The sequence below is a fragment of the Nocardia albiluteola genome, assembly GCF_018860155.1.
GTDB classification, from domain to species: Bacteria; Actinomycetota; Actinomycetes; order Mycobacteriales; family Mycobacteriaceae; genus Nocardia; species Nocardia albiluteola.
Window position 1 is genome coordinate 1 of the sequence record NZ_JAHKNI010000029.1, and the last position, 22415, is coordinate 22415.

Annotated in this window: 22 protein-coding genes and 2 pseudogenes; 15 read left to right on the forward strand and 9 right to left on the reverse strand. The window is 67.7% G+C overall.

Annotated elements, in window-relative coordinates; all coding sequences use genetic code 11:
* The coding region (locus KO481_RS41685) for a TetR/AcrR family transcriptional regulator (RefSeq protein WP_215924116.1) at positions 1–1338 on the reverse strand (1338 nt) is incomplete at its 3' end.
* A 113-nt stretch (positions 1339–1451) separates the two neighbouring features.
* On the opposite strand from KO481_RS41685, the gene KO481_RS41690 reads away from it, so the two are divergent.
* Positions 1452–2996, forward strand: a complete 1545-nt coding sequence (locus KO481_RS41690; RefSeq protein WP_215924118.1) for an acyl-CoA carboxylase subunit beta — start codon at positions 1452–1454, stop codon at positions 2994–2996.
* 121 nt (positions 2997–3117) lie between these two features.
* On the opposite strand, the gene KO481_RS41695 is transcribed toward KO481_RS41690, so the two are convergent.
* Genes KO481_RS41695 through KO481_RS41720 form a run of 6 tightly spaced genes read right to left on the reverse strand, consistent with a single transcriptional unit; the run spans position 3118 to position 7708 of the window.
* A complete protein-coding gene (locus KO481_RS41695; protein ID WP_215924120.1) occupies positions 3118–3786 on the reverse strand; it encodes a GntR family transcriptional regulator in 669 nt (222 codons plus the stop codon).
* Positions 3787–3827: 41 nt separating this feature from the next.
* Positions 3828–4697 (reverse strand): amidohydrolase family protein, encoded by an 870-nt coding sequence (locus KO481_RS41700; protein ID WP_215924122.1) that lies wholly within the window; start codon positions 4695–4697, stop codon positions 3828–3830.
* Positions 4694–5695, reverse strand: coding sequence for an aldo/keto reductase (locus KO481_RS41705; protein ID WP_215924124.1), 1002 nt, complete (start codon positions 5693–5695; stop codon positions 4694–4696). Before KO481_RS41705 ends, KO481_RS41700 begins: the two co-directional genes overlap by 4 nt.
* Positions 5692–6513 (reverse strand): SDR family NAD(P)-dependent oxidoreductase, encoded by an 822-nt coding sequence (locus KO481_RS41710; RefSeq protein WP_215924126.1) that lies wholly within the window; start codon positions 6511–6513, stop codon positions 5692–5694. The genes KO481_RS41705 and KO481_RS41710 overlap by 4 nt, the downstream gene beginning before the upstream one ends.
* 8 nt (positions 6514–6521) lie before the next feature.
* A complete protein-coding gene (locus KO481_RS41715) occupies positions 6522–6845 on the reverse strand; it encodes an L-rhamnose mutarotase (RefSeq protein WP_245402288.1) in 324 nt (107 codons plus the stop codon).
* On the reverse strand, positions 6845–7708 hold the full coding sequence (locus KO481_RS41720; protein WP_245402281.1) for a fumarylacetoacetate hydrolase family protein: 864 nt from the start codon (positions 7706–7708) through the stop codon (positions 6845–6847). Before KO481_RS41720 ends, KO481_RS41715 begins: the two co-directional genes overlap by 1 nt.
* A 214-nt stretch (positions 7709–7922) precedes the next feature.
* Between KO481_RS41720 and KO481_RS41725 the strand changes: the two genes are divergently transcribed.
* The 5 genes from KO481_RS41725 to KO481_RS41745 all read left to right on the forward strand — a co-directional run bounded on the left by KO481_RS41725 (position 7923) and on the right by KO481_RS41745 (position 13224).
* Entirely contained in the window at positions 7923–9308 is a 1386-nt protein-coding gene (locus tag KO481_RS41725) for a sugar porter family MFS transporter (RefSeq protein WP_215924132.1), read from the forward strand.
* Positions 9299–10012: a (Fe-S)-binding protein gene (locus KO481_RS41730; protein ID WP_215924134.1), complete on the forward strand. Its 714-nt coding sequence runs from the start codon at positions 9299–9301 to the stop codon at positions 10010–10012. Before KO481_RS41725 ends, KO481_RS41730 begins: the two co-directional genes overlap by 10 nt.
* Positions 10009–11451 (forward strand): lactate utilization protein B, encoded by a 1443-nt coding sequence (locus KO481_RS41735; protein WP_245402282.1) that lies wholly within the window; start codon positions 10009–10011, stop codon positions 11449–11451. The genes KO481_RS41730 and KO481_RS41735 overlap by 4 nt, the downstream gene beginning before the upstream one ends.
* The gene (locus tag KO481_RS41740; protein ID WP_215924136.1) at positions 11448–12089 is read left to right on the forward strand and encodes a LutC/YkgG family protein; all 642 of its coding nucleotides are present in this window, start codon (positions 11448–11450) and stop codon (positions 12087–12089) included. The genes KO481_RS41735 and KO481_RS41740 overlap by 4 nt, the downstream gene beginning before the upstream one ends.
* Before the next feature lie 115 nt (positions 12090–12204).
* Entirely contained in the window at positions 12205–13224 is a 1020-nt protein-coding gene (locus KO481_RS41745; protein ID WP_443678009.1) for a mandelate racemase/muconate lactonizing enzyme family protein, read from the forward strand.
* Here the strand turns inward: KO481_RS41745 and KO481_RS45050 are convergent.
* Both KO481_RS45050 and KO481_RS41755 read right to left on the reverse strand, forming a co-directional pair.
* Positions 13195–13604 (reverse strand): annotated as a pseudogene (locus tag KO481_RS45050) (IS1634 family transposase); the annotation flags it as partial. The gene KO481_RS41745 and the pseudogene KO481_RS45050 sit on opposite strands and share 30 nt — an antisense overlap.
* A gap of 6 nt (positions 13605–13610) precedes the next feature.
* A complete protein-coding gene (locus KO481_RS41755) occupies positions 13611–14867 on the reverse strand; it encodes an alpha/beta hydrolase (protein WP_215924142.1) in 1257 nt (418 codons plus the stop codon).
* A gap of 94 nt (positions 14868–14961) precedes the next feature.
* Between KO481_RS41755 and KO481_RS41760 the strand changes: the two genes are divergently transcribed.
* The 9 genes and pseudogenes from KO481_RS41760 (at position 14962) to KO481_RS41790 (ending at position 22024) form a co-directional block, all read left to right on the forward strand.
* The gene (locus KO481_RS41760; protein ID WP_215924144.1) at positions 14962–15417 is read left to right on the forward strand and encodes a MarR family winged helix-turn-helix transcriptional regulator; all 456 of its coding nucleotides are present in this window, start codon (positions 14962–14964) and stop codon (positions 15415–15417) included.
* 99 nt (positions 15418–15516) lie between these two features.
* Complete coding sequence (locus KO481_RS41765; protein WP_215924146.1) at positions 15517–16788, forward strand: YncE family protein; 1272 nt, start codon at positions 15517–15519, stop codon at positions 16786–16788.
* A 391-nt stretch (positions 16789–17179) separates the two neighbouring features.
* Entirely contained in the window at positions 17180–17308 is a 129-nt protein-coding gene (locus KO481_RS44220; protein ID WP_281066314.1) for a hypothetical protein, read from the forward strand.
* Between the two features lie 68 nt (positions 17309–17376).
* A pseudogene (locus tag KO481_RS45000) lies at positions 17377–17577 on the forward strand (restriction endonuclease); the annotation flags it as partial.
* 136 nt (positions 17578–17713) lie between these two features.
* Positions 17714–17866: a ribbon-helix-helix protein, CopG family gene (locus KO481_RS41770; protein WP_215924148.1), complete on the forward strand. Its 153-nt coding sequence runs from the start codon at positions 17714–17716 to the stop codon at positions 17864–17866.
* Positions 17867–17907: 41 nt separating this feature from the next.
* Entirely contained in the window at positions 17908–19389 is a 1482-nt protein-coding gene (locus tag KO481_RS41775; RefSeq protein WP_215924150.1) for a DHA2 family efflux MFS transporter permease subunit, read from the forward strand.
* 24 nt (positions 19390–19413) lie between these two features.
* Positions 19414–19761 carry a VOC family protein gene (locus tag KO481_RS41780; RefSeq protein WP_215924152.1) on the forward strand — a complete coding sequence of 116 codons (348 nt, stop codon included), beginning with the start codon at positions 19414–19416 and terminating at the stop codon, positions 19759–19761.
* 606 nt (positions 19762–20367) lie between these two features.
* Positions 20368–21117, forward strand: a complete 750-nt coding sequence (locus KO481_RS41785) for a TetR/AcrR family transcriptional regulator C-terminal domain-containing protein (protein ID WP_215924154.1) — start codon at positions 20368–20370, stop codon at positions 21115–21117.
* Between the two features lie 433 nt (positions 21118–21550).
* The gene (locus KO481_RS41790) at positions 21551–22024 is read left to right on the forward strand and encodes a DUF5994 family protein (RefSeq protein ID WP_245402283.1); all 474 of its coding nucleotides are present in this window, start codon (positions 21551–21553) and stop codon (positions 22022–22024) included.
* The last annotated feature ends 391 nt before the right edge of the window (positions 22025–22415 follow it).

The window sequence follows — 22415 nt, forward strand, 5'->3', positions numbered from 1 at the left end:
GGCGATGATTGCTCCGGGATCGTGTGGTGTGCCGGCGAGGTGGGTGAGGGCGTGGGCTTTGGCGGTGAGATAGCGCGCCATCAGAACGTCACGGATGGTGCCGTACTCGGCGGTGCGGAGCAGATCGCTGGACGCTTGACCGTAATCCTGGATAGCTGACGCAATGTGGTCGGTACTGGCGACCGTGTCGGGGTGATCGAGGCGGCGGGTCAGATCGGCCAGGCGAAGCAGCGCTCGGACGTTGCCCTCGTGGCGGGGACGTTCGCTGATGGTTGCGGGGAAGCACGCCAGCAGATTTCGTGTAATTGCGGCCATGTTGTCACCGAACGTCGTGGTGTATATCTCCTGGTAGTTCGGATGGGTGGCGTAGGCCATGTCGATTCGGCACAGTCCGACGATGATGTCGGCCAGCTCCGCCGCTCGTAGGACGTCCTGAGGCTCGCGGGTTGAGGTCGGATTGGCCGCACATAGGCCGGTCAGCGTGGCGCCGATGGCGGCGTACGCGCGCATTTCCCGCTCGGGATCCTCTTCGCTGAGGGCACGGGCGTGTTCGGCGTGGAATCGGGCGAGTTCGCGGTGCAGGTCCCAACCGAGGACGTCGGCCAACGCGGACTCGGTCTCCTCGAGCGATCGGATCCGGCTCAGTGCCGTGGGTTCGTAGTCGGCCCGCCTGGCCAGCGCCGTCTCGGCCGCGGTCGCTGTGCGGGTGCACCGGATGCCCATCATGGCGTCCAGGCGCGAGTCGGGATCGACCAGGGCGAGACCGCGTCGGGCCCAGTCTCGGGCAGTGATGATCGGCTGCCGGTCCCCGCGGCGGTGGTGCTGCAGGTGACGTTCGGCCAGCTCGGCCGACCAGAACAACATGTCGGAGTGGTTGCCGCGCGCCGCTGCGGCCTCGAATTGGCCTTCCAAGCCCGTGATGTCGAAATGCCGGGCAGAGAACCGTGCCTCCAGTCGCTGCACATCGGGGTTCTCGGGACGAGTGCCGGCATGACTGTCACGGGCGGCCAAAGCTGCGATCTCGGCGGGAACCGTCCGGTCCTCGGCGGTCATGTTTTCCACGACCGCAGCGGCCAGGGCTTCGATTGTTTTGAAGTGTTTCCACATGGTCGCCTTGGGGATTGGGCCCTCGGTGCCATCACGGCGGATGTAGCCGCGCGCGGCGGCGCACACCTCGGCGATCGTCAAGCGATCGAGGGAACCGCCCGGCGTAGCGATCCTGGCCGCCATCAACCGCTCCGCCGCGGCGATGATCATCGCCCGAGTGTGCTCCTCGACGGTTCGACCGGTTCGTGCCTGGTAACTGGGCGTACTGCGGGGTTTTGCTGTGGACGACACCCTGCTGAGTCTATTGCAGTACACATCGTTGTGAACCTGTCCACCGCGATTTACGGTCGGAGTTCCGACCAAGAACCGGCGCACCCGGTGCCAGCGCGAAGGAGGACGCCTCCGTGGAGACGACTGCCGATAAACTCACCACACTGCGCAAGCATTTGGCAGTCGCGAAGGAGCCGGCCGGGGAGGCAGGGATCGCCAAACGTGCGGCGAAGGGCATCCCGAGCCCCCGCGAACGCATCGCGATGCTGCTGGACGCGGGCAGTTTCCTCGAGTTCGATGCACTGGTGAAACAGCCCGGCACCCCCGGCGCACTCTACGGCGATGGCGTGGTCACCGGCCGCGGGACGATCGATGGCCGTGCAGCGGTTGTCATCTCGCACGATCAGACGGTTTTCGGCGGATCGGTCGGTGAGACGTTCGGGCGCAAGGTCGCCAAAGCGATGGACTTCGCCGCCGATATCGGCTGCCCGTTCGTTGCCATCAACGACTCAGGCGGCGCGCGAGTCCAGGACGCGGTGACCTCGCTCGCGTGGTACGGAGCATTCGGCCGGCGACAGTTACGACTGTCCGGCGTCGTGCCGCAGGTGTCACTGATGCTGGGCAAATGCGCTGCCGGCGCAGTCTATTCACCGATCAACACCGACGTGCTGGTCGCCACCGAGTCGGCGTACATGTTCGTGACCGGTCCCGACATCATCCGCGAGACCACCGGCGAAGAGGTCACTCTCGACGAGCTCGGCGGTGCTTTCACCCAGGCCGAGAACGGCAACATTCATCACGTCGCATCCGACGAACAAGCAGCCTTCGACTGGGTGCGGAACTACTTGAGTTACATGCCGTCCAACTGCTTCGACCGGCCACCCGTAGTCAATCCGGGCCTCGAACCGGAGATCACCGACAGCGATCGGGAACTGAACACGATCATCCCCGACTCCGATCGCGCCGGTTACGACATGTACGAGATCCTGCTCCGGATCTTCGACGACGGCGAGTTCCACGAGATCGGTGATGCGAACGCCCGCAACATGATTACCGGATTCGCCCGTGTCGATGGCCACCCTGTCGGTGTCGTCGCCAACCAGCCGCTGATCTCCAGCGGATCCATCGACGCCCGCAGCTCAGACAAGGCAGCCCATTTCATCCGGCTCTGTGACGCATTCGGGCTACCGCTGGTCTTCGTCGTCGACACCCCAGGTGTGCTACCCGGCCTGGAGGAGGAGAAGATCGGCGTCATCAAACGCGGCGGCCGGTTCCTCTACGCAGTCGTCGAAGCCACCGTGCCGATCGTCACCATCAACGTCCGCAAAGCCTACGGCGGCGGCTACGCAGTTATGGGCTCCAAATCGCTCGGCGCAGACATCAACCTGGCCTGGCCCACCGCGCGCATCGCGGTCGTGGGCGCCGAGGCCGCCGTCGGCCTCACCCAACGGCGAACACTCGCCGCAGCCCCAGAAGCCGACCGCCCCGCCCTGCGCCAACAACTGATCGACTACTACAACGCCACAGTCGCCACACCCTGGACCGCCGCCGAACGCGGCTACATCGACGCAGTCATCGAACCCGCCCACACCCGGCTCGGAATCCGCAAGGCGCTACGGCTCTTACGGGACAAGTCAGTCGAGCACGGCCCCCGCAAACACAACCTCATGCCGTTGTAACCACACATATGCGCAATCCCGCAGGTCAGCCCGAAAAACCACGTTGGTGGATGCAGATTTAGCGCAGGCAGGCGTCACGGGATTTCGTTGGGCCACCATGCTTCCCGCGGACAGGGCTCCATTACCGGCGGGCGCGTTGGCGTTCCAGGCTGAGTTGGAGGTGTTCGGTCATGGCGTCCGCGGCGCGGTCGGGGTTGCGGCGCAGGATCGCGCGCAGGATGCGGTCGTGTTCGGCGATGGTGAGCTGACCGCCGCCCGGGACGCCGCCGAGGCGGAAGATGTGCAGGTGTGAGTGGAGTCGTTCGACGGCGTTGGCCAGCAGGTGGCGGCTGCTGGCGGCGGCGATGGTGTCGTGGAAGAGCTGGTCGAATGCCGCGAACTCGCCGTAGTCGGCGTAGCGCTCACCGGAGTAGGGGCAGGCGCGCATTCGCTCGAGGATGTCCTCGATGCGGTCCAGGTGGGTTTCGTCGCAGTTCTCGGCCGCGAGCGCGGCGGCTTTCGGTTCGAGCAGCAGGCGCATTTCGAAGAGCTCTTCGAGTCCCTGCGGGGTGAGTAGTTCGGTGGCCCGGTAGCCGGCCAGGGACCTTTTGGTGACCAGGCCGTCGGCTGCCAGGCGGGCCAGTGCCTCGCGTACCGGTGTGGGGGACACCTCCAGGGTGCGCGCGATCGCCTCGATGCCGACGCGTTCGCCCGGCTTGATTTCAAGGTCCATAATCATGGCCTTGACGGCTTCATAGACGGTGTCGGCCAATGCCTCGCGATGCGGCAACGTGCGCTGTTGGGCGAGCATTTTTCCCCTCTTCGTGCCAACTCGACCACTGTTCCGACATCCTATTGCATATAGCTCTCGGGCTGGTTGAGCTGGTAGGTGCGGATGGCGTTGCCGCCGAACACCGCCGCCCGTTCGGTGGCCGTCAGGCCCATGGTGAGTTCTTCGGTGGCCTGTACCACCCTCCCGTAGTCGGCGGCCAGGGTGCATACGGGCCAGTCCGAGCCGAAGAGGATCCGCTCGGGCCCGAAGAGCGACAGCGCGCGGTCGGCGTAGGGGCGCAGGTCGCGAACCGTCCAGGTGACCCAGTCCGCTTCGGTCACCAGGCCCGACAGTTTGCACACGGTGTTGGGCAGGACGGCCAGCCGGGCCAGATCGCTCGCCCACGGTTCGACGAGCCCGGCTGTGACCGCTGGCTTGGCCAGATGGTCGAGTACGAAACGGCATTCGGGTACCGCGGCGACGGTCTCCACGGCGGCGGGCAGCTGGGCCGGTGTGACGAGCAGTTCGTAGACCAGCCCGGCCTCGGCGACGGCACGCAGGCCGCGGCGCACGTCGGCGCGGCAGAGCCAGCGCGGGTCGGGTTCGTCCTGTGCTTGGTGGCGGATGCCACGCAGGTACGCGCCCGTGGGCCGCTCGCGCAGGGTGGCCAGCCGGTCGGCGATATCTGGGCTGGTCAGGTCGGTCCAGCCGACGACTGCGGCGATGGGGCCGGCGTCCGCGGCGAGGGCGAGCAGGTCGATGGTCTCCTGCTCGTCGGACACGGTCTGGACGACCACTGTGGCGGTGATGCCGTGAGCGGTGACCTGTGGCACCAGTTCGGGCAGGCCGAAGTTGCGGCGCAGGGGCGCCAGCGCCGCCCCGGTGATCCAGGGTTGGTCCCGAATGGTGAGGTCCCACAGGTGGTGGTGGGCATCGATGCGAATGGTCATGTGAGTGCTCCGTTTTCGGGCAGCAGTCCGGCGGCGGACAGATCTGCCCACAGCCGGGCGGGTACGGCCGACGTCGCGGCGGTGCTGTTCTGCCGTACCTGCGCCGGAGTGCGCATGCCGATCAGCGCGGTGCGGACGGCGGGATGGTTACGGGCGAAGGCGATCGCCACGGCTGCCGGGGAGACCTGGTGGCGGCGGCAGATGTCGGCGATATGTGTTGCGCGCTGGACTATTTCGTGCGGTGCGGGTTCGTAGTCGTAGGTCGCGCCGGGTTGCGGGTCGGCCAGCAGCCCGCTGTTGAAGATTCCGGCGTTGACGACGTCGACACCGCGTTCGGCACACAACGGGAGCAGTTCGGCACCGGCTTGCGTGTCCAGCAGGGTGTACCGGCCGGCGATGAGTACGCAGTCGATGTCGGTCTCGCGGACGAACCGCAGCGGGCTGCGGGTCTGGTTCACGCCGACCCCGATGGAGCTGACGACGCCTTCATCGCGCAGCTGGGCCAGCGCCGGGTACGCCTCGGCCAGCGCCTGCTCCTCGTGGTCGTCCGGGTCGTGGATGTACAGGATATCGACGTGGTCGAGCCCGAGCCGGCGCAGGCTGTCGTCGAGCGAGCGCAGCACGCCGTCGCGGCTGAAGTCGATCCGGCGGTCCCGGTTGGGGGTGTCGTAGAAGCCGTCGATGCCCTGGACATCGGCCGCTGGGCCGTTGTGCGGGACGAGCAGGCGCCCGACCTTCGTGGACACCACATAGTCGTCGCGGGGGCGCTGGGAGAGGAAATGGCCGAGCCGCTGTTCGGACAGGCCGACTCCGTAGTGGGGTGCGGTGTCGAAGTATCGGATTCCGGCATCCCATGCTGCGCGGAGAACCTCGTCGGCCTGCTCGTCGGTCATCGGCTCGAACAGGCCGCCGATCGGGGCCGCGCCGAAACCGAGACCGGTCATCTCGAGACGCCCGCGGCCGAACGGAACGGTGGCCGGCCGGTTTTTCCCGCTCATCGTGTGGCACCCTCGGCGACCGGGCGCAGCCGCAGGCCTTGCATCCCACCGTCCACGGCCAGCGCCGTGCCGGTGGTGGCACCGGCCAGCGGGCCGGCCAGGTAGCAGACGGCGACGGCGACTTCGCGCGCGGTCACCAGCCGGCCGGTGGGCTGGCGGGCGGCCAGGGCCCGCCGTTCGGCGTCGGGGTCTGCGGCGGCGTCGAGGAGCCGACCGACCCACGGGGTGTCGACCGTGCCCGGGTTGACGCAGTTGACCCGGATCCCTTCGCGCACATGGTCGGCGGCCATGGCGCGGGTCAACGCCAGGACCGCGCCCTTGCTCGCGGAGTACAACGCGCGCTGGGGCAGCCCGGCGGTGGCGGCGATGGAGCAGGTGTTGACGATGGCCGCACTCTCGCCGGAGGCCGCCGCCGTTTTCCGCAACAGCGGTAGCGCCGCAGCGCTGACCCTGGCGATTCCGGTGACGTTGACGTCGAGGACTCGCTGCCATTCGGACTCGTCGTTGTCCTCGACGGTGCCCTGCGCGCCGATACCGGCGTTGTTCACCAGGATGTCGAGTCGTCCGTGGCGTCGCTCGACGGCCTCGATCGCGGCGCGGACCGAGGTGCTGTCGGTGACGTCGCATGGCTGCCGGTCCAGCCCGGCGGGCACGCCGTCCGTGACGAGATCGAGCACCACTACCGATGCGCCGCGCCGGGCCAGTTCCGCGGCGACGGCCGCTCCGATGCCGGAGGCGCCGCCGGTGACCGCGGCGACCCGGCCGCCGAATTCCCCGCTCGCCGCCGGCGCGTCCGCTGTCTCGTTTCGTACCGTCATTGTTGCCCTCATTCCATGAGAAAGATCTGTTCCGCCGGCGCCCACCACTCGCCCGGGCGCGCTTCGGGGACCGGTTCCTGGCACGGGTCGGTCAGCCGCCACCAGTGCCGGGTGGCCTCGTCCGCGGCCATGGCGGCCAGATCGGCTTCCAGATCGTCGCCGTGATATTCGAAGTAGCTGAACAGCCGGTCGCCGAGCAGGTGGATCGAATAGTTGGTGATATTGCTGCGCCGCAGCCGGTCCAGCACCGGTTCGGGGACGGCGCGATGCAGCTGCCGGTACTCCGCGAGCCGGTCCGGTTTCACCCTGATGACCTGGGCGACGCGCCGCATCACGACACCACCTGCCGGTGTGCCCGTACCCGCTGGCGCTGGGTGCCCAGCCGCTCGATCTCGAGCTCGACTACGTCGCCGTCGCGCAGATAGGGAAACCGGCCGGACAGCGCGACGCCCTGTGGCGTCCCGGTGTTGACGATGTCGCCGGGTTCGAGCACCAGGTAGTGGCTCAGATGCCGGATCAGTTCGTGCACGCCGAAGATCATGTCCGCGGTGCTGGAGTCCTGTCGTGGCTGCCCGTTGACCCGGCTGCTCAGCCGCAATGCCTGCGGGCCCTGGGGCAGTTCGTCCGCGGGGACCAGCCAGGGCCCGAGCGGATTGAACGTCTCACAGGACTTGCCCTTCGACCATTGCCCACCGGAATCCTGCAGCTGATAGCGCCGTTCGGAGACGTCGTGTGAAACGGCGTAGCCGGCAATGCATTCCGCCGCCGCCCACGGTGATTCCAGGTAGCGCGCCGGCTTTCCGATGACCACCGCCAGCTCCACCTCCCAATCCACCTGCTCGGCGCCGGGCGGGAGCAGGACGTCGTCGTAGGGGCCGACGACGGTGTTGGGATGTTTGAAGAACACGATCGGCGCCTGGGGTGGCGGGCTGCCCGATTCGGCGGCGTGGGCGGCGTAGTTCTGGCCGATGCACAGCACGGCCTGCGGCCGCGCGACGGGCGGACCGATGCGGAGGTCCTGCGTCTCGCGTGCGACCGGGAGCGTGCCGGCCCGCAGTGCCGCCCGGGTCGCCGCTATGCCTCCGGATGCCAGGAACCGTCCGTCGATGTCGGTGGTCAGCGGGGTCAGCTCGCGCAGGGTGCCGTCGTCCTCGCGGACCACCGGTCGTTCCCGGCCCGGCTCTCCTACTCGCATGAGCTGCATCCTTGGTACCTCCTTGCTACGGCAATCCCGACGTGAGCCAAAACATATAGGAAATACTCAAGTTGTGGAAGCTTTTCTGCGCATCGAACGGTGCAGTTATGCATATATCCAGCTAGACAAGGGGTTGACGGATTGTGAGCCACATCGCATACTCGACGCCTGTCCACATTTCCTATAGGAAATTCGTTCGTTTGATGGAGGAAGCATGGCTGGTTCCGTGCGCTTCGACAGTTCGGCCGACCGTCGTGAGGAGGCGACCGTCCCGATCCCCCGCTTCGTGTGGGTGGTCGCGGTACTCGGCGGGATGGCCGGACTGCTCTACGGATACGACTCGGGCGCCATCGCCACCGCACTCCCCCTCGCCACGGCGCAGTTCGGGCTGACATCCACCGAGCAGGGCCTGGTGGCAAGCCTGATCCTGCTCGGCGCGCTGCCCTCGATCGTCGCAGGCACGCTGGCCGCCAAGCGGTTCGATCGCCGGCATCTGCTGATCCTGGCGGGCGTAATCTTCGTCGTCGGCTCCCTGGGCTGCGCCCTGTCCAGCACGGTCGCCGAGCTGCTGATCTCCCGGTTCGTGCTGGGCCTGGCGGTTGGGCTGGCCAATATGTTCGGGCTCATCTACCTCACCGAACTCGCCCCCAAACGCGTCCGGGGAATGCTGAGCGCGCTGTACCAGCTCAGCGTCAACGTGGGCATCCTGGTCGCCTACGGCACCGGCGACGCGTTGCGCGGCACCGGATCGTGGCAGTGGATGCTCGGCCTCGGCGCCGTCCCGGCGGTGTTCTTCCTGATCGGCATGATCCTCAGCCCGGCCAGCCCCCGCTGGCTGACGCTGCGCGGACGCACCGACGACGCGCACCGGGTGCTGTCGCGGCTGCGCTCCTCGGCGTCCGAGGCCGACACCGAAGCGGCCGAGATCCAGGACAGCCTCAACCATCAGGGCGCCGGCCTGCGCGAGCTGTACCGCCGCTACCGCCGCGCGGTGAACATCGGTCTGGTCCTGACCTTCTTCCAGGTGTTCACCGGGATCAATGCGGTCGTCTACTACGCGCCGACGGTATTCGCCGGCGCCACCGGCCATGGCAGTGACACCGGCACCATCGCCAACTACAGCGTCGGCGGGGCGCTGGTGCTGTCGACGGCGCTGTCGCTGCCGTTCATCGACCGGATCGGCCGGGTCAAAATGCTCGCCGTGAGCCTGGGCGGGCAGGTGCCGCCGCTGGTGCTGCTGGCCCTGTTCCCGCACGCCTCCGCACTGGACATCGTGTGCGTGTTCGTGTTCACCTTCGCCTTCGGATTCGGCGTCGGACCGGTGTTCTGGCTCTACGTACCGGAGATCCTGCCGCTGCGCGCCCGCGCCGTCGGCATGGGCCTGATCACCTTCGTCCAGTACGTGTTCAACTTCATCTTCTCGCTGACGTTCCCGGATCTGCTGGGCGCGATCGGATTCGGAGTATTCGGGATCTACGCCCTGCTCTCCGTGCTCGGAACGATATTCGTGCTCACCCGGGTCCCGGAGACGGCCAAACGCTCCCTGGAGGAGATCGAGGCAGGGTGGCGCCGCGGTGATGAGGAGCCGGTGTGCGCGTAGCGGTCTTCGTTACCTGCGTCAACGACACGCTCTACCCGGGCACCGGCCGGGCGACGGTCAGGTTGCTCACCCGGCTCGGGCTGGAGGTCGACTTCCCCGAAAGCCAAACCTGTTGTGGCCAGCCGCAATTCAACAGCGGCTACCGGCGCGAGGCGCAGCCGCTGGCACGCCGGACAGTGGCCGCCTTCGACGGATACGATCATGTCGTCGTCCCGTCCGGATCGTGCGCGGCGATGGTGCGCGACAACTATCCGCACCTGGTCGCAGGCGGCACGGATCTGCCACCCCGCACCTACGAGCTGACCGAATTCCTGGTGGACGTGCTGGGGGTGACCGATGTCGGCGCCTACTACCCGCACACCGTCACCTACCACCCGACCTGTCACGGGATGCGCATGCTCGGCCTGGGCGACCGGCCGCGCCGGTTGCTGGCGGCGGTCCGTGGGCTGGAACTGCGCGAGTTGGCCGGGGCCGAGGAATGCTGCGGATTCGGCGGCACCTTCGCGGTCAAGAACGCGGCCGTATCCGCCGCGATGGGCGCCGACAAGGCCCGCGCCGTCGAGGACACCGGCGCGGAGGTGGTCTGCGCGGTCGACAACTCCTGCCTGATGCACATCGGCGGCACGCTCAGCCGTCGCGACGCAGGAATCCGGCCCGTCCACATCGCCGAGATCCTGGCCAGTACACAGGAGGACCCACTATGAGCGGCACCTACATCGGCATGCCCGCCTTTCCCGCTGCCGCCGCGGTGTCCACCCAGGATGCCCGGCTGCGGGCCAACCTGCGCCACGCGACCCACACCATTCGCGCCAAACGAGCCGCCGCCGTCGCCGAGCTCGCCGACTGGCCGGCGCTGCGGGAATCCGGCGCCGCGCTCAAGGACCACACCATGCGTCACCTCGACCACTACCTGGTTCAACTGGAGGAGGGGGTCACCGCGGCCGGGGGCCACGTCCACTGGGCAGCCGATGCCGCTGAGGCCAACCGCATCGTGACCGAGCTGGTGCGAGCCACCGGCGAGACAGAGGTCGTCAAGGTCAAATCGATGGCCACCCAGGAAATCGGACTCAACGACGCGCTGGCGGCGGCCGGGATCTCGGCCTACGAAACCGATCTGGCCGAACTCATCGTCCAGCTCGGCGACGATCGCCCCTCCCACATCCTCGTCCCCGCCATCCACCGCAACCGATCCGAGATCCGCGACATCTTCACGGCCAGAATGCAGGACTGGGGCCGCGCCGCACCGCACAACTTGACCGACGATCCGGCGGAGCTGGCCGAGGCGGCCCGGCTGCATCTGCGTGAGAAGTTCCTGCGCGCCAAGGTCGCCATCTCCGGAGCGAACTTCATGGTCGCCGAGACCGGCACCCTGGTGGTGGTCGAGTCGGAGGGCAACGGCCGTATGTGCCTGACCCTGCCGGAGACGCTGATCTCGGTCGTCGGCATCGAAAAGGTTGTTCCGACCTGGCAGGACCTTGAGGTCTTCCTGCAATTGCTGCCCCGCTCCTCCACCGCCGAGCGGATGAATCCCTACACATCGACCTGGACCGGCACCACCGACGCGGACGGACCGCGGTCCTTCCATCTCGTGCTGCTCGACAACGGCCGCACCGACACCCTCGCCGACCGGGTCGGACGGCAGGCGCTCCGATGCATCCGCTGCTCGGCCTGCCTGAACGTCTGCCCCGTCTACGAGCGCGCGGGCGGGCATGCCTACGGCTCGGCCTATCCGGGACCCATCGGCGCGATCCTCACTCCGCAGCTGCGCGGCATCGCCTCCGAGGTGGACGCCTCGCTTCCGTTCGCCTCGACCCTCTGCGGCGCCTGCTACGAGGTCTGCCCGGTCGCCATCGACATCCCCGAGGTGCTCGTCCACCTCCGGGAACGGGTCGTCGAGACTGGTGCGGGGCACACGATCGAACGCAGCATCATGCGCGCGACACGCTGGATCCTCGACCATCCGCGCGCGCTGCGTGCCGGGCAGCGCCTCACCGCGCTCGGTCGCCGGCTCCGCCTCCGCCGACTGCCCGGTCCCGGCCGCGCCTGGACGGCCACCCGCGACCTACCGGCCGTGCCCGCCGAGTCCTTCCGCGACTGGTGGCGGCGCACCGAGAACCAGAGGACACACGGAGGCACCCGGTGAACAGTCGCACCCTGATCCTCGCCCGCATCCGCCGAGCCCTCACCGACGTTCCGCCCGATGAACAGCCCGGCCGGACACCGGTTCCGCGCGCCTACCTCCGCACCCATGGCACACATACCGCGGCACAGGCTGCCGACCTGCTCGCCGCGAACCTGTCCGACTACCGCGCCCACGTCCACCGCACCACCGTCGCCGCCCTCCCCGCGACGATCGCGGACCTGCTCGCGGCCCGCGGCGCCCGCACCCTGATCGCACCGGCAGGCATCCCCGCGGCATGGCTGCCCGGCACCGTCGAACGCGTACCGGACACGGCGGATCTCACCGCCGCCGATCTCGACACCGTCGACAGCGTCGTCACCGGCTGCGCCGTGGCCATCGCCGAGACCGGGACGCTCATCCTGGACGCCGCACCGGATCAGGGACGACGGCGGATCACCCTGGTCCCCGACCACCACATCTGCCTGGTGCGCGTCCCCGACCAAATCGTGGAATCCGTTTCGCAGGCCCTCGAACGCCTCGATCCCGCGCGGCCCCAGACCTGGATCTCCGGTCCGTCCGCCACCAGCGACATCGAACTCGAACGCGTGGAAGGCGTACACGGCCCCCGGACGCTGGACGTCGTCCTCGTCGCGCCCTGAGTCCCGCCGCCACACACCCTGTTTCCTGACAACGAAAGGCCGTCCCATGAGCAAAATCACCAACGTCGAATGCCGGCTCGTGTTCCTCGAACCGGAAACCGTGCGGACCGACGCAATGCAGACCTTCGTGCGCCAGGAAACGATCCTCGTGACCATCGAGACCGACGACGGCCTGTCCGGCACCGGCTACTCCTACACCATCGGCACCGGCGGGCGAGCCGTACTGTCGATGCTGCGCGACCACCTGGCCGATCGGCTGCTGGGTGCCGATGCCCGCAACGTCGAGGCGGTCTGGGCACACCTGCTCGCCGGCACCCGCGCCACCGCGGTCGGCGTCATCACCTCCCTCGCCCTGGCCGCGATCGACACCGCGCTGTGGGATCTGCGGTGCCGGCGCGCCGGAGAGCCGCTGTGGCGCCTCGCCGGCGGCGCGCACGAACGGTTGCCGGTCTACGACACCGAGGGCGGCTGGCTGCACCTGACGATCGACGAACTGGTCGCCAACGCCCGCGCCGCCAAAGCCGCCGGCTTCCGAGGGGGCAAGATCAAGGTCGGTAAACCCACCCCCGGCGAGGACGCCGAGCGCCTGGCCGCCGTCCGCGCCGAGGTCGGCACCGACTGGGAGATCATGGTCGACGCCAACCAGTCGCTGACCGGCCCGGAAGCGATCCGACGAGCCCGCACCTACGAACCCCTCGACATTGCCTGGTTCGAAGAACCACTGCCCGCCGACGATCTGTCCGGGCACGTGCGACTGGCACGCTCGACCAGCGTTCCCATCGCGGTGGGCGAATCGATCTACAGCGCAGGGCAATTCGCCCAATACCTCGCCGCCGGGGCCGCCGGCATCGTGCAGGTCGACGTGGCCCGCGTCGGCGGCATCACGCCATGGCTGAAGGTCGCGCACACCGCCGAGGCGTTCAACGTGCGCGTCGCCCCGCACTTCCTCATGGAGTTGCACGCCGGCCTCGCGTGCGCGGTGCCCGCCGGAACCTACGTCGAACACATCCCGCAGCTGAACGCCATCACCCACAGCGCACTGGTGATCGAGGACGGGCACGTGGTGCCGCCGGAGACACCCGGACTGGGGATCACCTGGAACTGGGACGCGATCGCCGACCTCCGCGTCGCCTGAGGATCGGGAGCTAACCGCGTGCAGCCAGTCCATCGCCCGATAACGCGCATCGTCGTCGGTCTCGGGTAGCCCGTGGGTGTGCACGTCACCGCTGATCCAGTCCACCGCGGCCAGTTTCGACGACGGGGCTAGCGCCCGGCCCGCGACCAGCCCGAACAGCACCCGCTCGGTTGCGCTCACGTCCCAGGGCGGACCGGGGCGAGGCTGCCCGAGCCGGGTCACGATCGCATCTATGCCCACCCACCGCCATAGATGATCCATCGGCCAAAGGTGAACAGCACCTTCGGGATCGCCCGTCCCTTAACCGGATCCCACACGTTGTGCGCCAGATGTGGATACCCGACCGCGCCGGACTTGTTGTCCCGCTTGGTCGTATTCACGTACGCTCACGCCGAGCGCAACCGCTGGATCGCCAATGGCACTGCACCTGACCACCATGTCGGATCGGCGGTGCCGTCGGTGGTGTGCCCGTCGCGGTGGACGTAGTGCCGCACATCTCGTCCCGGCGTCGTGAACTCGCGGGCCAGAGCGCGCTCGAGCCACTCGGCGCCGAACCGGAAGATTTCGGCCGCCACGCCTCCGAGGGGATGGAATTCGCCTTCGTAGACGCGAATCTCCTTGGGTGCGCGAACGAGTTCGTAGTTGGCGAGAGCCTGCTCGAGCGGGGTCAGCTCGTCGAACTCGCCGATTCCGTACAGCACCGGGCACGTGATGTCACCGACCAGATCACCTAGCGGCATCCGATCGGTCAGATCACGGTCGAAGGCCGCTTCGTCGTCGTAGCCTGCCATGTACATGTAGTTGTTCTTGAAGGTCGGCTGAGCTCGCTCGAAGATGGTCCGGAAGTCACCGGTGGGCGCCTCGAAAGCTGCCAGCGCCGCCAGCCTCGGATCTGTTGCGGCCGCACGTGATCCCCAGTATCCGCTCATGCTGATGCCGAACATGCCGATGCGGTGCGGATCCACCTCCGGCAGGCCGATCAGGTAGTCGATGTAATGCCGCACCGCACGTTCGTAGTTCGCGAGATCGACGGTGAGGCCGTGCGCCCGGCTCTCGCCTTGTCCAGGGCCTTCGATGGACAGGGCGACCACACCCCGCGATGTGTAGTACCGCTCGGCCGCGGCGATGTAATCCTCCTTGATCATGTCCATCCCGGGGCCGAGAATCACTGCCGGCGCCGAACGCACCGGCTCCGGTGGCAGGTGCAGCAGCGCGAAGATCTGCTTGCCCTCGAAGTCCAGCACCACCCGCCGGACCCGTCCGTCACGCAATTCCCCCAGCCGTTCGACGCAATGGTTGGCGCGCTCACGGAAAGCGAGTTTGCGCGGGTCGGCGGCCTCGAAGATCGAATACTGGGCCCGGCCCCACATCACCGCAGCCCGGGTGTAGAGGTCAGCGGCGGTGCGGGCAAACCCGTTTCGCTCATGATGAGCGGCGCGCTCCTCGGCTTGGGCAGCAATGCTCGCCCACGCCTTGGGCAGCATCGCCCCGCTCTGCACGAGTTCGAAGACCTTGTCGAAATCGGTGTGGTCGTGACCGAGTTGCTCCATGGTGCCCTTCGCCTGCGGGTGCAGGGCGTCGAATCCGCCCTGGGCGAGGGCGATGTCGAGGGCCCAGCTCTGGCCGACGGATCGAGTGGTCATGGTGATTCCTTCCAGGTAGGTTAAGTACTTATCTATTAAGTACTACGCTAAACTGGTTGTCAACCTCGAACGATCCGTAGACAGGACATGCACCGTGACAGAAGAGCTCGAATCGGACCGCGCGAGCGCCCTCGACCTGCTGGCCCGGGCCGCCTATCGGCTCAGCGCGGCAGACTCCCGGCTGCGGGGGCGTGCGACCCGATCCCCCGAGGCGCTGTCGCTCACGCATGCGCGTGCCTTACGAGCGCTGGCCGACCAAGGGCCGCTCACGATCAGCCAACTCGCCGCCTTGACCGAAACAACCAGCGCCGCAACCACTCAGCTGCTCAACGGCCTGGCCGCGGCAGGATATGTCACCAGGGAACGCGTACCCGGCGACAAGCGCTCGGTCCTGGTCGCGTTGACCGAGACCGGGCGCGTACGGTGCCGCGAGCGCATGGTGGCCATGACCGACTCCCTCCAGGAGGAACTGGCCGATCAGGACATCGCAGCGCTGAGATCCGCCACCGAGGTCCTCGATCGGCTTGTTGCGATCTATGACCGGCTGTGACCGCCGATCCCGAGAAGGTCAGCTACGTATTCGTGCCGGATGGCACGCCGGAAACCGTAGCCACCATCGCCGCGGCTTCCGAAGCGAGAAAGGGGAAGCATGATGGACATCTCAGGAAAACAGCTGCGCTCGTTGGCGCTGGCGCTAATCGTGGGAGTGGCCGCGTCGGCATGCGCGGGGAAGGGCAGTGCCCCGAGTAGTCATGCCAGCTCGTCGGCGCCCTCCGCCGCAGCACTCCCGACGGCCGAGCCCTCGTGTACATCCTCGGCTGCACCAGCCCAGTCACCGCTCAACGATGTCCACACCGCGAGTACGACCGTCCCGGACCGGCCCTTCGGACTGGTCTACGCGCAGACGGGCAACATTGCCTTCGCCTCGTTGAAGTCGGAACTCGGGGTGCTGTCCACAGACAGCACCCCGCCCCGGCTCCTCCTCGAGATTCCGCTTCCGGCCGCCAGTGTGGGGAAGGAAGGCGCCACCGGCGTCGCCCTCACCCATGACGGACGCGAGCTGCTCATCGCTGCGGGCAGCGGAGCGATCGTGGTGGACGCGGCCAAGGCTGCGGCAGGAGCACCGGGGGCCGTGCTGGGAACGCTCACCGGCACGGCCGGGACCAGCGCGATCGAGGTGACTGTCTCACCCGATGACCACTACGCCTTCGTCAGCCAGGAATACGGAGACGCCAGCACCGGCCATCGCGGCGACATCGAGGTCTTCGACCTGGGCAAGGCACTTCGCAGTGGATTCGGCCAAACCTCCCTCATCGGTAACCTGCCCCTGGGCCAAGCCGTGGTCGGCACCGCGATCTCCCCTGACGGACGCCGGCTGTACGCGACCAGTGAGATTGCCCCGAGCCAGAACCCGACAGCAGGCGCCAAGCACGGCGAGCTCAGCGTCATCGACCTCGCCACCTTGGAAGCGACTCCGGAAAAGGCCCTGCCCGGCAGCGTCCTGGCCGGATGCAACCCGGTACGGGTAGCCCCCTCACCGGACGGGAAGACGGTATGGGTCACAGCCCGCAAGAGCAACGCACTGCTCGCCTTCGACGCCGCAAAACTCACCACCGACCCCCAGCACGCCCTGCTGACTTCTGTCCCGGTCGGTACCGCCCCCGTCGGACTGACCTTCGTACGAGACGGCCGCCGCATCATCACCGCCGACTCCAATCGATTCCACACCCCAGGCGCCACCACCGGACTGACCGTGGTGGACACCCAGGCCGCCCTCACCGGCAAACCAGCTAACCTCGGACGCATCCAAACCGGCGCCTTCCCACGGGAGTTCGCTCTCAGCCGCGACGGAACGACCCTGTTCGTCTCGGACCACGACTCAAACCAGATCCAAGCGATCGACACCGCCACGGTGCCATGAGCTCGAGGATCTGGCAGCCCAGCTGACAGGTGGGCCCGGGGCTCGGTGCAGCGCACCGAACCCCGGGCCCACCTTTGTTCCGGTCGGTTCCGGCAGCGCGCAGGCCAGCCCAGCCGGGGTGCCGGGTGGCCGGAATCCGACCAGCTCGCTGAAGGGAACTGGGCGGCAGCGACGGACCATGGACAATGCGCCACCCGCAGACTCCAAAGCGCCACCGCCACCAGCAGCAGCGCCGCCGCGTACGCAGGCGGGGATGGCGCCCGCGCCGACTCCCGCGTCTGCACCGCAGCGCGTCCCGGTGGGCTGCTACCCCTTCCAGTCGAGCTGCTGAGGTCGCCGAGATGGTGAGACGACGACATCGCCGTAGCCGGGTTCGGAGACGATGGCGCTGATGTTCATGGCCGGCGACGCGGCACTGGTGGCGGTGCCCCGGGGCGCGCACGCCGCCGAGCAGCAGGCTGCGGCATTGACCGTGGCCGGGGTGTGCGCAGTGCTGGCCCGGCCGCCGGTGGAGCGCTGATGCTGCGGCAGCGTCGGCGGGTGCGGGCCCGTGATGACGCGCGGGTGCTGGTCGCGCTGCGGCAGCACATGCTCAGCCCTGCGGAGTTCGAGCACGCGCTCGTGCGTTTGCGCCGCCGCGATGGCTGTTCCGACGTGCGGGTGGTCGGCGGTGCGGGCGATCTGGGCGCGGACGTGATCGCCCGGGCACCGGACGGCCGTCGGATCGTGTTGCAGGCCAAAAGATATCGCAACGACCGCAGCGTGGGCAGCCAGGATGTGCAGCGGTTCGGCGGGAGTACTCGCCGCGTGGGACTCGCACTATGTCGCGTGCTGCACGGTTCGAAACGGCCACGGCGCGGCCGGCTGAACGCGCGCCGAGCCGCCGCACTAGCATTCTATATTGCTAGCATGCTAGTGTCGGCGTGTGAGCGAGACGGACGTCGAACAGTTCGATGTGTATCTGCCAGTCGAGCTGATCAGGCAGGTCAAGTTCCGCTCCATCGAGACCGGCATGTCGCTGTCCGCGCTGGTCGCGGCGGCGCTGCGGGCCTACCTCGATGACGACACCGCGTGCTGAGGGTGATCCGCGGCGGCTGGCAACTAGAAATGGGGAAACCTGTGACCACACAACGCAATCCATGGCCGGGGCTGTACGCGCTGGTCGTCGGGTTTTTCATGATCCTGCTGGATTCGACCATCGTCTCGGTGGCCAACCCGGCGATCATGCGGGAACTGCACACCGACATCACCAAGGTCATCTGGGTGACCAGTGCCTACCTGCTCACTTACGCCGTGCCGCTGCTGGTGACCGGCAGGCTCGGTGATCGCTTCGGCCCCAAGCAGGTCTACCTGACCGGACTGGGCGTGTTCACCTTGGCCTCGCTGTGGTGCGCCACGTCCGGCAGCATCGAGATGCTCATCGCGGCCCGTGCCGTGCAGGGCCTCGGCGCGTCCATGATGACGCCGCAGACGATGGCCGTCATCACCCGCACCTTCCCGCCGGACCGCCGCGGCTCGGCCATGGGCCTGTGGGGCGCGGTGGCCGGCCTGGCCATGCTGGTCGGCCCTATCGTGGGCGGCGTGCTGGTCGACCAGCTCGGATGGAACTGGATCTTCTACATCAACGTGCCGATCGGGGTGGCCGCCTTCGCGCTGGCCTGGTGGCTGGTGCCCGCGCTCGAGACGCATCCGCACCACTTCGACTGGATCGGCGTCGGGCTGTCCGCCACCGGCATCTTCCTGCTCGTGTTCGGACTGCAGGAAGGCAACGCCCACAAGTGGAATGGCGCCATCTGGGCCTTGATCATCGCTGGGCTGGTAGTGCTGGCCCTGTTCACGATCAACCAGGCCCGCAATACCGACGAACCCCTGGTGCCGCTGCGCCTGTTCCGCGACCGCAACTTCGCGCTCTCGAGCATCGCTGTCACCACCATGGGCGTCGCGGTCACCTCGATGATGACCCCGTGGTACTTCTATCTCCAAGCGGTACGCGACTTTTCGCCGACGAAGTCGGCGCTGGTCTTCGCCCCGATGGCGGTCGTCACCGCGATCACCGGACCGTTCATCGGCAAGATCTCCGACCGGATGCCGCCCCGGGTCACCCCCACCGTGGGCTTCGGCCTCTTCGCGGCATCCATCTTCGGGATCGCCGTCGCGATGCGACCGACCTCGCCGATCGCGATATTCCTGATGGCAGGTCTGGTCGCCGGCGTGGCCAACTCCTGCATCTGGGCGCCGCTCGCCTCGATCGCGACGCGCAACCTGCCGATGCATCAGGCCGGCGCGGGCGCGGGTGTCTACAACACCACGCGGCAACTGGGCTCGGTACTCGGCAGCGCCGCGATCGCCGCGCTCATTTCCGCCCGCATGGCCGCCAACGGACTGGGCGGCGCCGGGCTGTCCACCGGCGGCGGGGGACACTTGCCTGCCGCGGCGCTGGACCGGTTCAGCACCGCGCTCGGCCAGGCCATGATCCTGCCGGCAACCGTCCTACTGCTCGGCGTCGCCGCTGCGGCGCTGTTCACCGGATCGGGCAAACCGATCCAGACGCCGAACCCGACCGCGCTCACCGTCCCGGCCGATCGATCCGGCCGGCACTGAAACCCCGAGAGACTGGAGAAAACCATGACCACCAACGGCATCGAAATGATCTTCCTGCAGACCCACAACTGGGGCAAAGCGGCGAAGTTCTTCCAATCACTGGGCTACGAACTGGAATTCGACACTGGCCACAACTCCGGCCAGCTCCGAAACACAACCGGACCGGCCATCTTCATCGCCGAGGTGCCGGAAACCCAGAAACCCGGCATTCAGGCCGTATTCGGCGTCAGCAACCCAGGCGACCTACAGGTCGGCTCCGGTATCGAGGTGGTCTCCGCGCCCGAGAACACCCACTACGGCACCCGGGAGATGGTCGTACGTGACCCGGACGGACGGCTGTGGACCCTGTCGTCTCCGCTGAAGAGCGAGTAGGCAGGATGTCCCGAGCCGCAACAGGTCTCGCCCACCGGCCGCACACCATGGTGGTTGTGCAGGTCAATGACGACGCCACTTGCAGGCGAACGTGGACACCGACGCCCGTCGCAGGTCGACGGCCTCGGAGGCCGGCCGGCGGTGCCTATTCGGTCGGGGTGTTCGGCGTGGACGCCATAGCTTGCAGCGCGCCTTCGTGCTATGTATGCCGGTCTGGGCGGGCGGCTCACCGTGTGGCAACCCACCGGCAGATCCTGTTCTGACACAACAGTATTGACAGAGAGTTTCGGCAGGTCATGTTCTGCGGCGGCGGGCGCCGACGATCGCTGGGAATCGGTATCGAAACCGATTCGCCCCGGCGGCGGGTCGGGTCCAGGCGGTCCAGCACGCGAATCCCGTCCGGGTCGACACCGTCGACGAAACTGACCCCGTACCGATCTCGGCAGGCCCCTACGTTGCGGCTCGGACGACAGGCCTTGCTGATGCCTGAAAAGGGTGGGCAGACCGGATCTGTCGGTAGCACTGGACGCCTCATGCGCCCTATGTCAACATTGTAGGTCTACACGAACGGAGACGGCAGCTGCTCCCGAGGAACGGAGTCCCGTGATGGCCGAATCGCCGATCAACCGCAGTTTCTCCCGGTCCGATACCGGTAGTTCCGATCGCGTGGGCGACGGCCGCAGGCGCAGTCCGGTGACGCGGGACGTGGTGCTGGACGCGGCGCTCGAAATCGTCGATCGTGACGGGGTCGAGGGGTTGTCGATGCGGCGTCTGGCCGAGGCGGTGGGGCGGGATCCGATGGTGATCTATCGGCATGTGCCGAACAAGGCCGCGGTGCTCGACGGTGTCGCCGAGATCGTGTTCGCGCAGTTGTCGGTCGACACCACGGATTCGGACTGGATGGCCCAATTACGAGTGGTGGCACGGGATTTCCGGCGGCTGGCGCTGGCGCATCCGCGGGTGGTGCCGCTGCTGGTGACCCGGCCGCTGGCGACACCGCTGGGCTTGCGGCCGCTGGCCGTGCTGCGGCCACTGGAGGACGTTCTCGCCCTGCTGACGCGTGCCGGGTTCTCCGGTGCGGATGCGTTGCATGTCTATCGGGCGTTGTTCGGGTTCCTGTTCGGGCATGTTCTCAACGAGTTGCAGGAGATCGTGGAACGGCCCGAGGAGACCGACGCCTTGTTGCGGCTGGGGTTGTATCGGCTGCCGGTCGGCGAGTTCCCGCTGCTGCGCGAGTTGGCCCCGATGCTGGCGGCCTATGACGGTGCCGCTGAGCTCGAGCGCGGGCTCGATATCCTGCTGACCGGCCTGGCCGCGAATTCGACCGGCGCAGGCGGCGATCTTCGCCGGCGGTGATCTCAGCGCCGGTGTCGATCGCCGGCCGGGCCGGGCTGGCATGCGGGACGGTTTCCCTGGTGGCACTGCTCATCCGTCGCAATGCCGCAGGCCACTGTGCATGCGCGAGCATGCGCGCATATCGGGCCGGTATAGGATGAGGGCGTCGGGGGCTTCTCGAAGCTACCCGTGGTCTCGTCGTTACCCGGCGAACGAAAAGGGGCCGCCACGCGGTCCCGGTCAGGAGCGTCGTGATGACGCCACAACACGAGCCGATCCTGCTGGACCGCTCCTCACGCTTTTCTCTCCGCAGCGGCGCCCTGCCGTCGTCACGGCGGTTACCGACACCGCGAGCATCCCGCCACGGAGCGGTGGATGGGGCCTGGTGGCCCCACACGACCGAAGACCGGCGCTCATCCTTCGCAGGATCCCCGTCTCCTGCGGGCGGTCTGATATGACACAGAACCCGCCGCAGGATAGGGGCGGTGCCGCCGCCGACCGCGGCATGGGCCGATTCCGGGCAACCGCCGGCGGTGGGCAACCATTCGACACGCCGACCCGCACACCGCGACTGCTGCTCCGCGACTGTGACGAACAATCCAGTGGCGTCGACGGCGCCTGGTGGCCCAGAACCGACAACCTCACCGTAGAACTGCATGACCTGGTCACCGCCCTCACTACGCGACTGGGCGCGACCGCCCGGATTACCTTCGATTGGAATTCGCTGAGCCTGTCCCAGCGTGGCATCGACCCTCCCGATGGGATCGAGGTCGCCGGCCCGCTTCCGGGCCAGCCACCCCAGGTGATGTACGTCTTCGGGCCGCACGATCGGTGCCTTCGATTGTTGGTGATCGACCCCGCCACCACCGCAGACCGCGCCGACGCGCAGATGCGCAAGGCCGTAAGCACCATCGCGGACCAGTCGTAATCATGAACTACCCTGGGCGGCGGCATGGCCGGCCTCTGCGCTTTGCCTGCCGGCCGCTATCCGGTAGTGAGGTTCCTCGATTGTCGACCACCCTGTATCGCGGCGGCACCGACAGTGGCCGTCTCATTCGTCGTCGCGGGCGCCGGGATCGCGCAGCGGCCGATGCGTTCCGCCCGGATCGGGCAGGTGGAAGCTGTAGAAGCGGGCCGTGCCGGGGCCACGCTGTTTTGTAGGTGTTGACAGGTGGGTTGGTGCCGTCGGCGCGGCAGTCGACTGGCGGGCTGGGTGATGTTCTGGTGGATGAGCCCGACCTTTGGCCGGGGTGGTCACCGGGCGTAGGAGTCGTGAGGGACGGTCTCGGATCAATTGGTGTCGGACCCCTCGCTTACCA

Excerpts from the sequence above, each read along its gene's own strand:
- KO481_RS41780 (WP_215924152.1), top strand. The coding sequence starts at position 19,414 with ATGACCACCAACGGCATCGAAATGATCTTCCTGCAGACCCACAACTGG.
- KO481_RS41705 (WP_215924124.1), bottom strand. The coding sequence starts at position 5,695 with ATGAGCGGGAAAAACCGGCCGGCCACCGTTCCGTTCGGCCGCGGGCGT.
- KO481_RS41785 (WP_215924154.1), top strand. The coding sequence starts at position 20,368 with ATGGCCGAATCGCCGATCAACCGCAGTTTCTCCCGGTCCGATACCGGT.
- KO481_RS44220 (WP_281066314.1), top strand. The coding sequence starts at position 17,180 with ATGTTCATGGCCGGCGACGCGGCACTGGTGGCGGTGCCCCGGGGCGCG.
- KO481_RS41710 (WP_215924126.1), bottom strand. The coding sequence starts at position 6,513 with ATGACGGTACGAAACGAGACAGCGGACGCGCCGGCGGCGAGCGGGGAA.
- KO481_RS41765 (WP_215924146.1), top strand. The coding sequence starts at position 15,517 with ATGATGGACATCTCAGGAAAACAGCTGCGCTCGTTGGCGCTGGCGCTA.
- KO481_RS41735 (WP_245402282.1), top strand. The coding sequence starts at position 10,009 with ATGAGCGGCACCTACATCGGCATGCCCGCCTTTCCCGCTGCCGCCGCG.
- KO481_RS41715 (WP_245402288.1), bottom strand. The coding sequence starts at position 6,845 with ATGCGGCGCGTCGCCCAGGTCATCAGGGTGAAACCGGACCGGCTCGCG.
- KO481_RS41720 (WP_245402281.1), bottom strand. The coding sequence starts at position 7,708 with ATGCGAGTAGGAGAGCCGGGCCGGGAACGACCGGTGGTCCGCGAGGAC.
- KO481_RS41755 (WP_215924142.1), bottom strand. The coding sequence starts at position 14,867 with ATGACCACTCGATCCGTCGGCCAGAGCTGGGCCCTCGACATCGCCCTC.
- KO481_RS41700 (WP_215924122.1), bottom strand. The coding sequence starts at position 4,697 with ATGACCATTCGCATCGATGCCCACCACCACCTGTGGGACCTCACCATT.
- KO481_RS41745 (WP_443678009.1), top strand. The coding sequence starts at position 12,205 with ATGCAGACCTTCGTGCGCCAGGAAACGATCCTCGTGACCATCGAGACC.
- KO481_RS41695 (WP_215924120.1), bottom strand. The coding sequence starts at position 3,786 with ATGCTCGCCCAACAGCGCACGTTGCCGCATCGCGAGGCATTGGCCGAC.
- KO481_RS41725 (WP_215924132.1), top strand. The coding sequence starts at position 7,923 with ATGGCTGGTTCCGTGCGCTTCGACAGTTCGGCCGACCGTCGTGAGGAG.
- KO481_RS41790 (WP_245402283.1), top strand. The coding sequence starts at position 21,551 with ATGACACAGAACCCGCCGCAGGATAGGGGCGGTGCCGCCGCCGACCGC.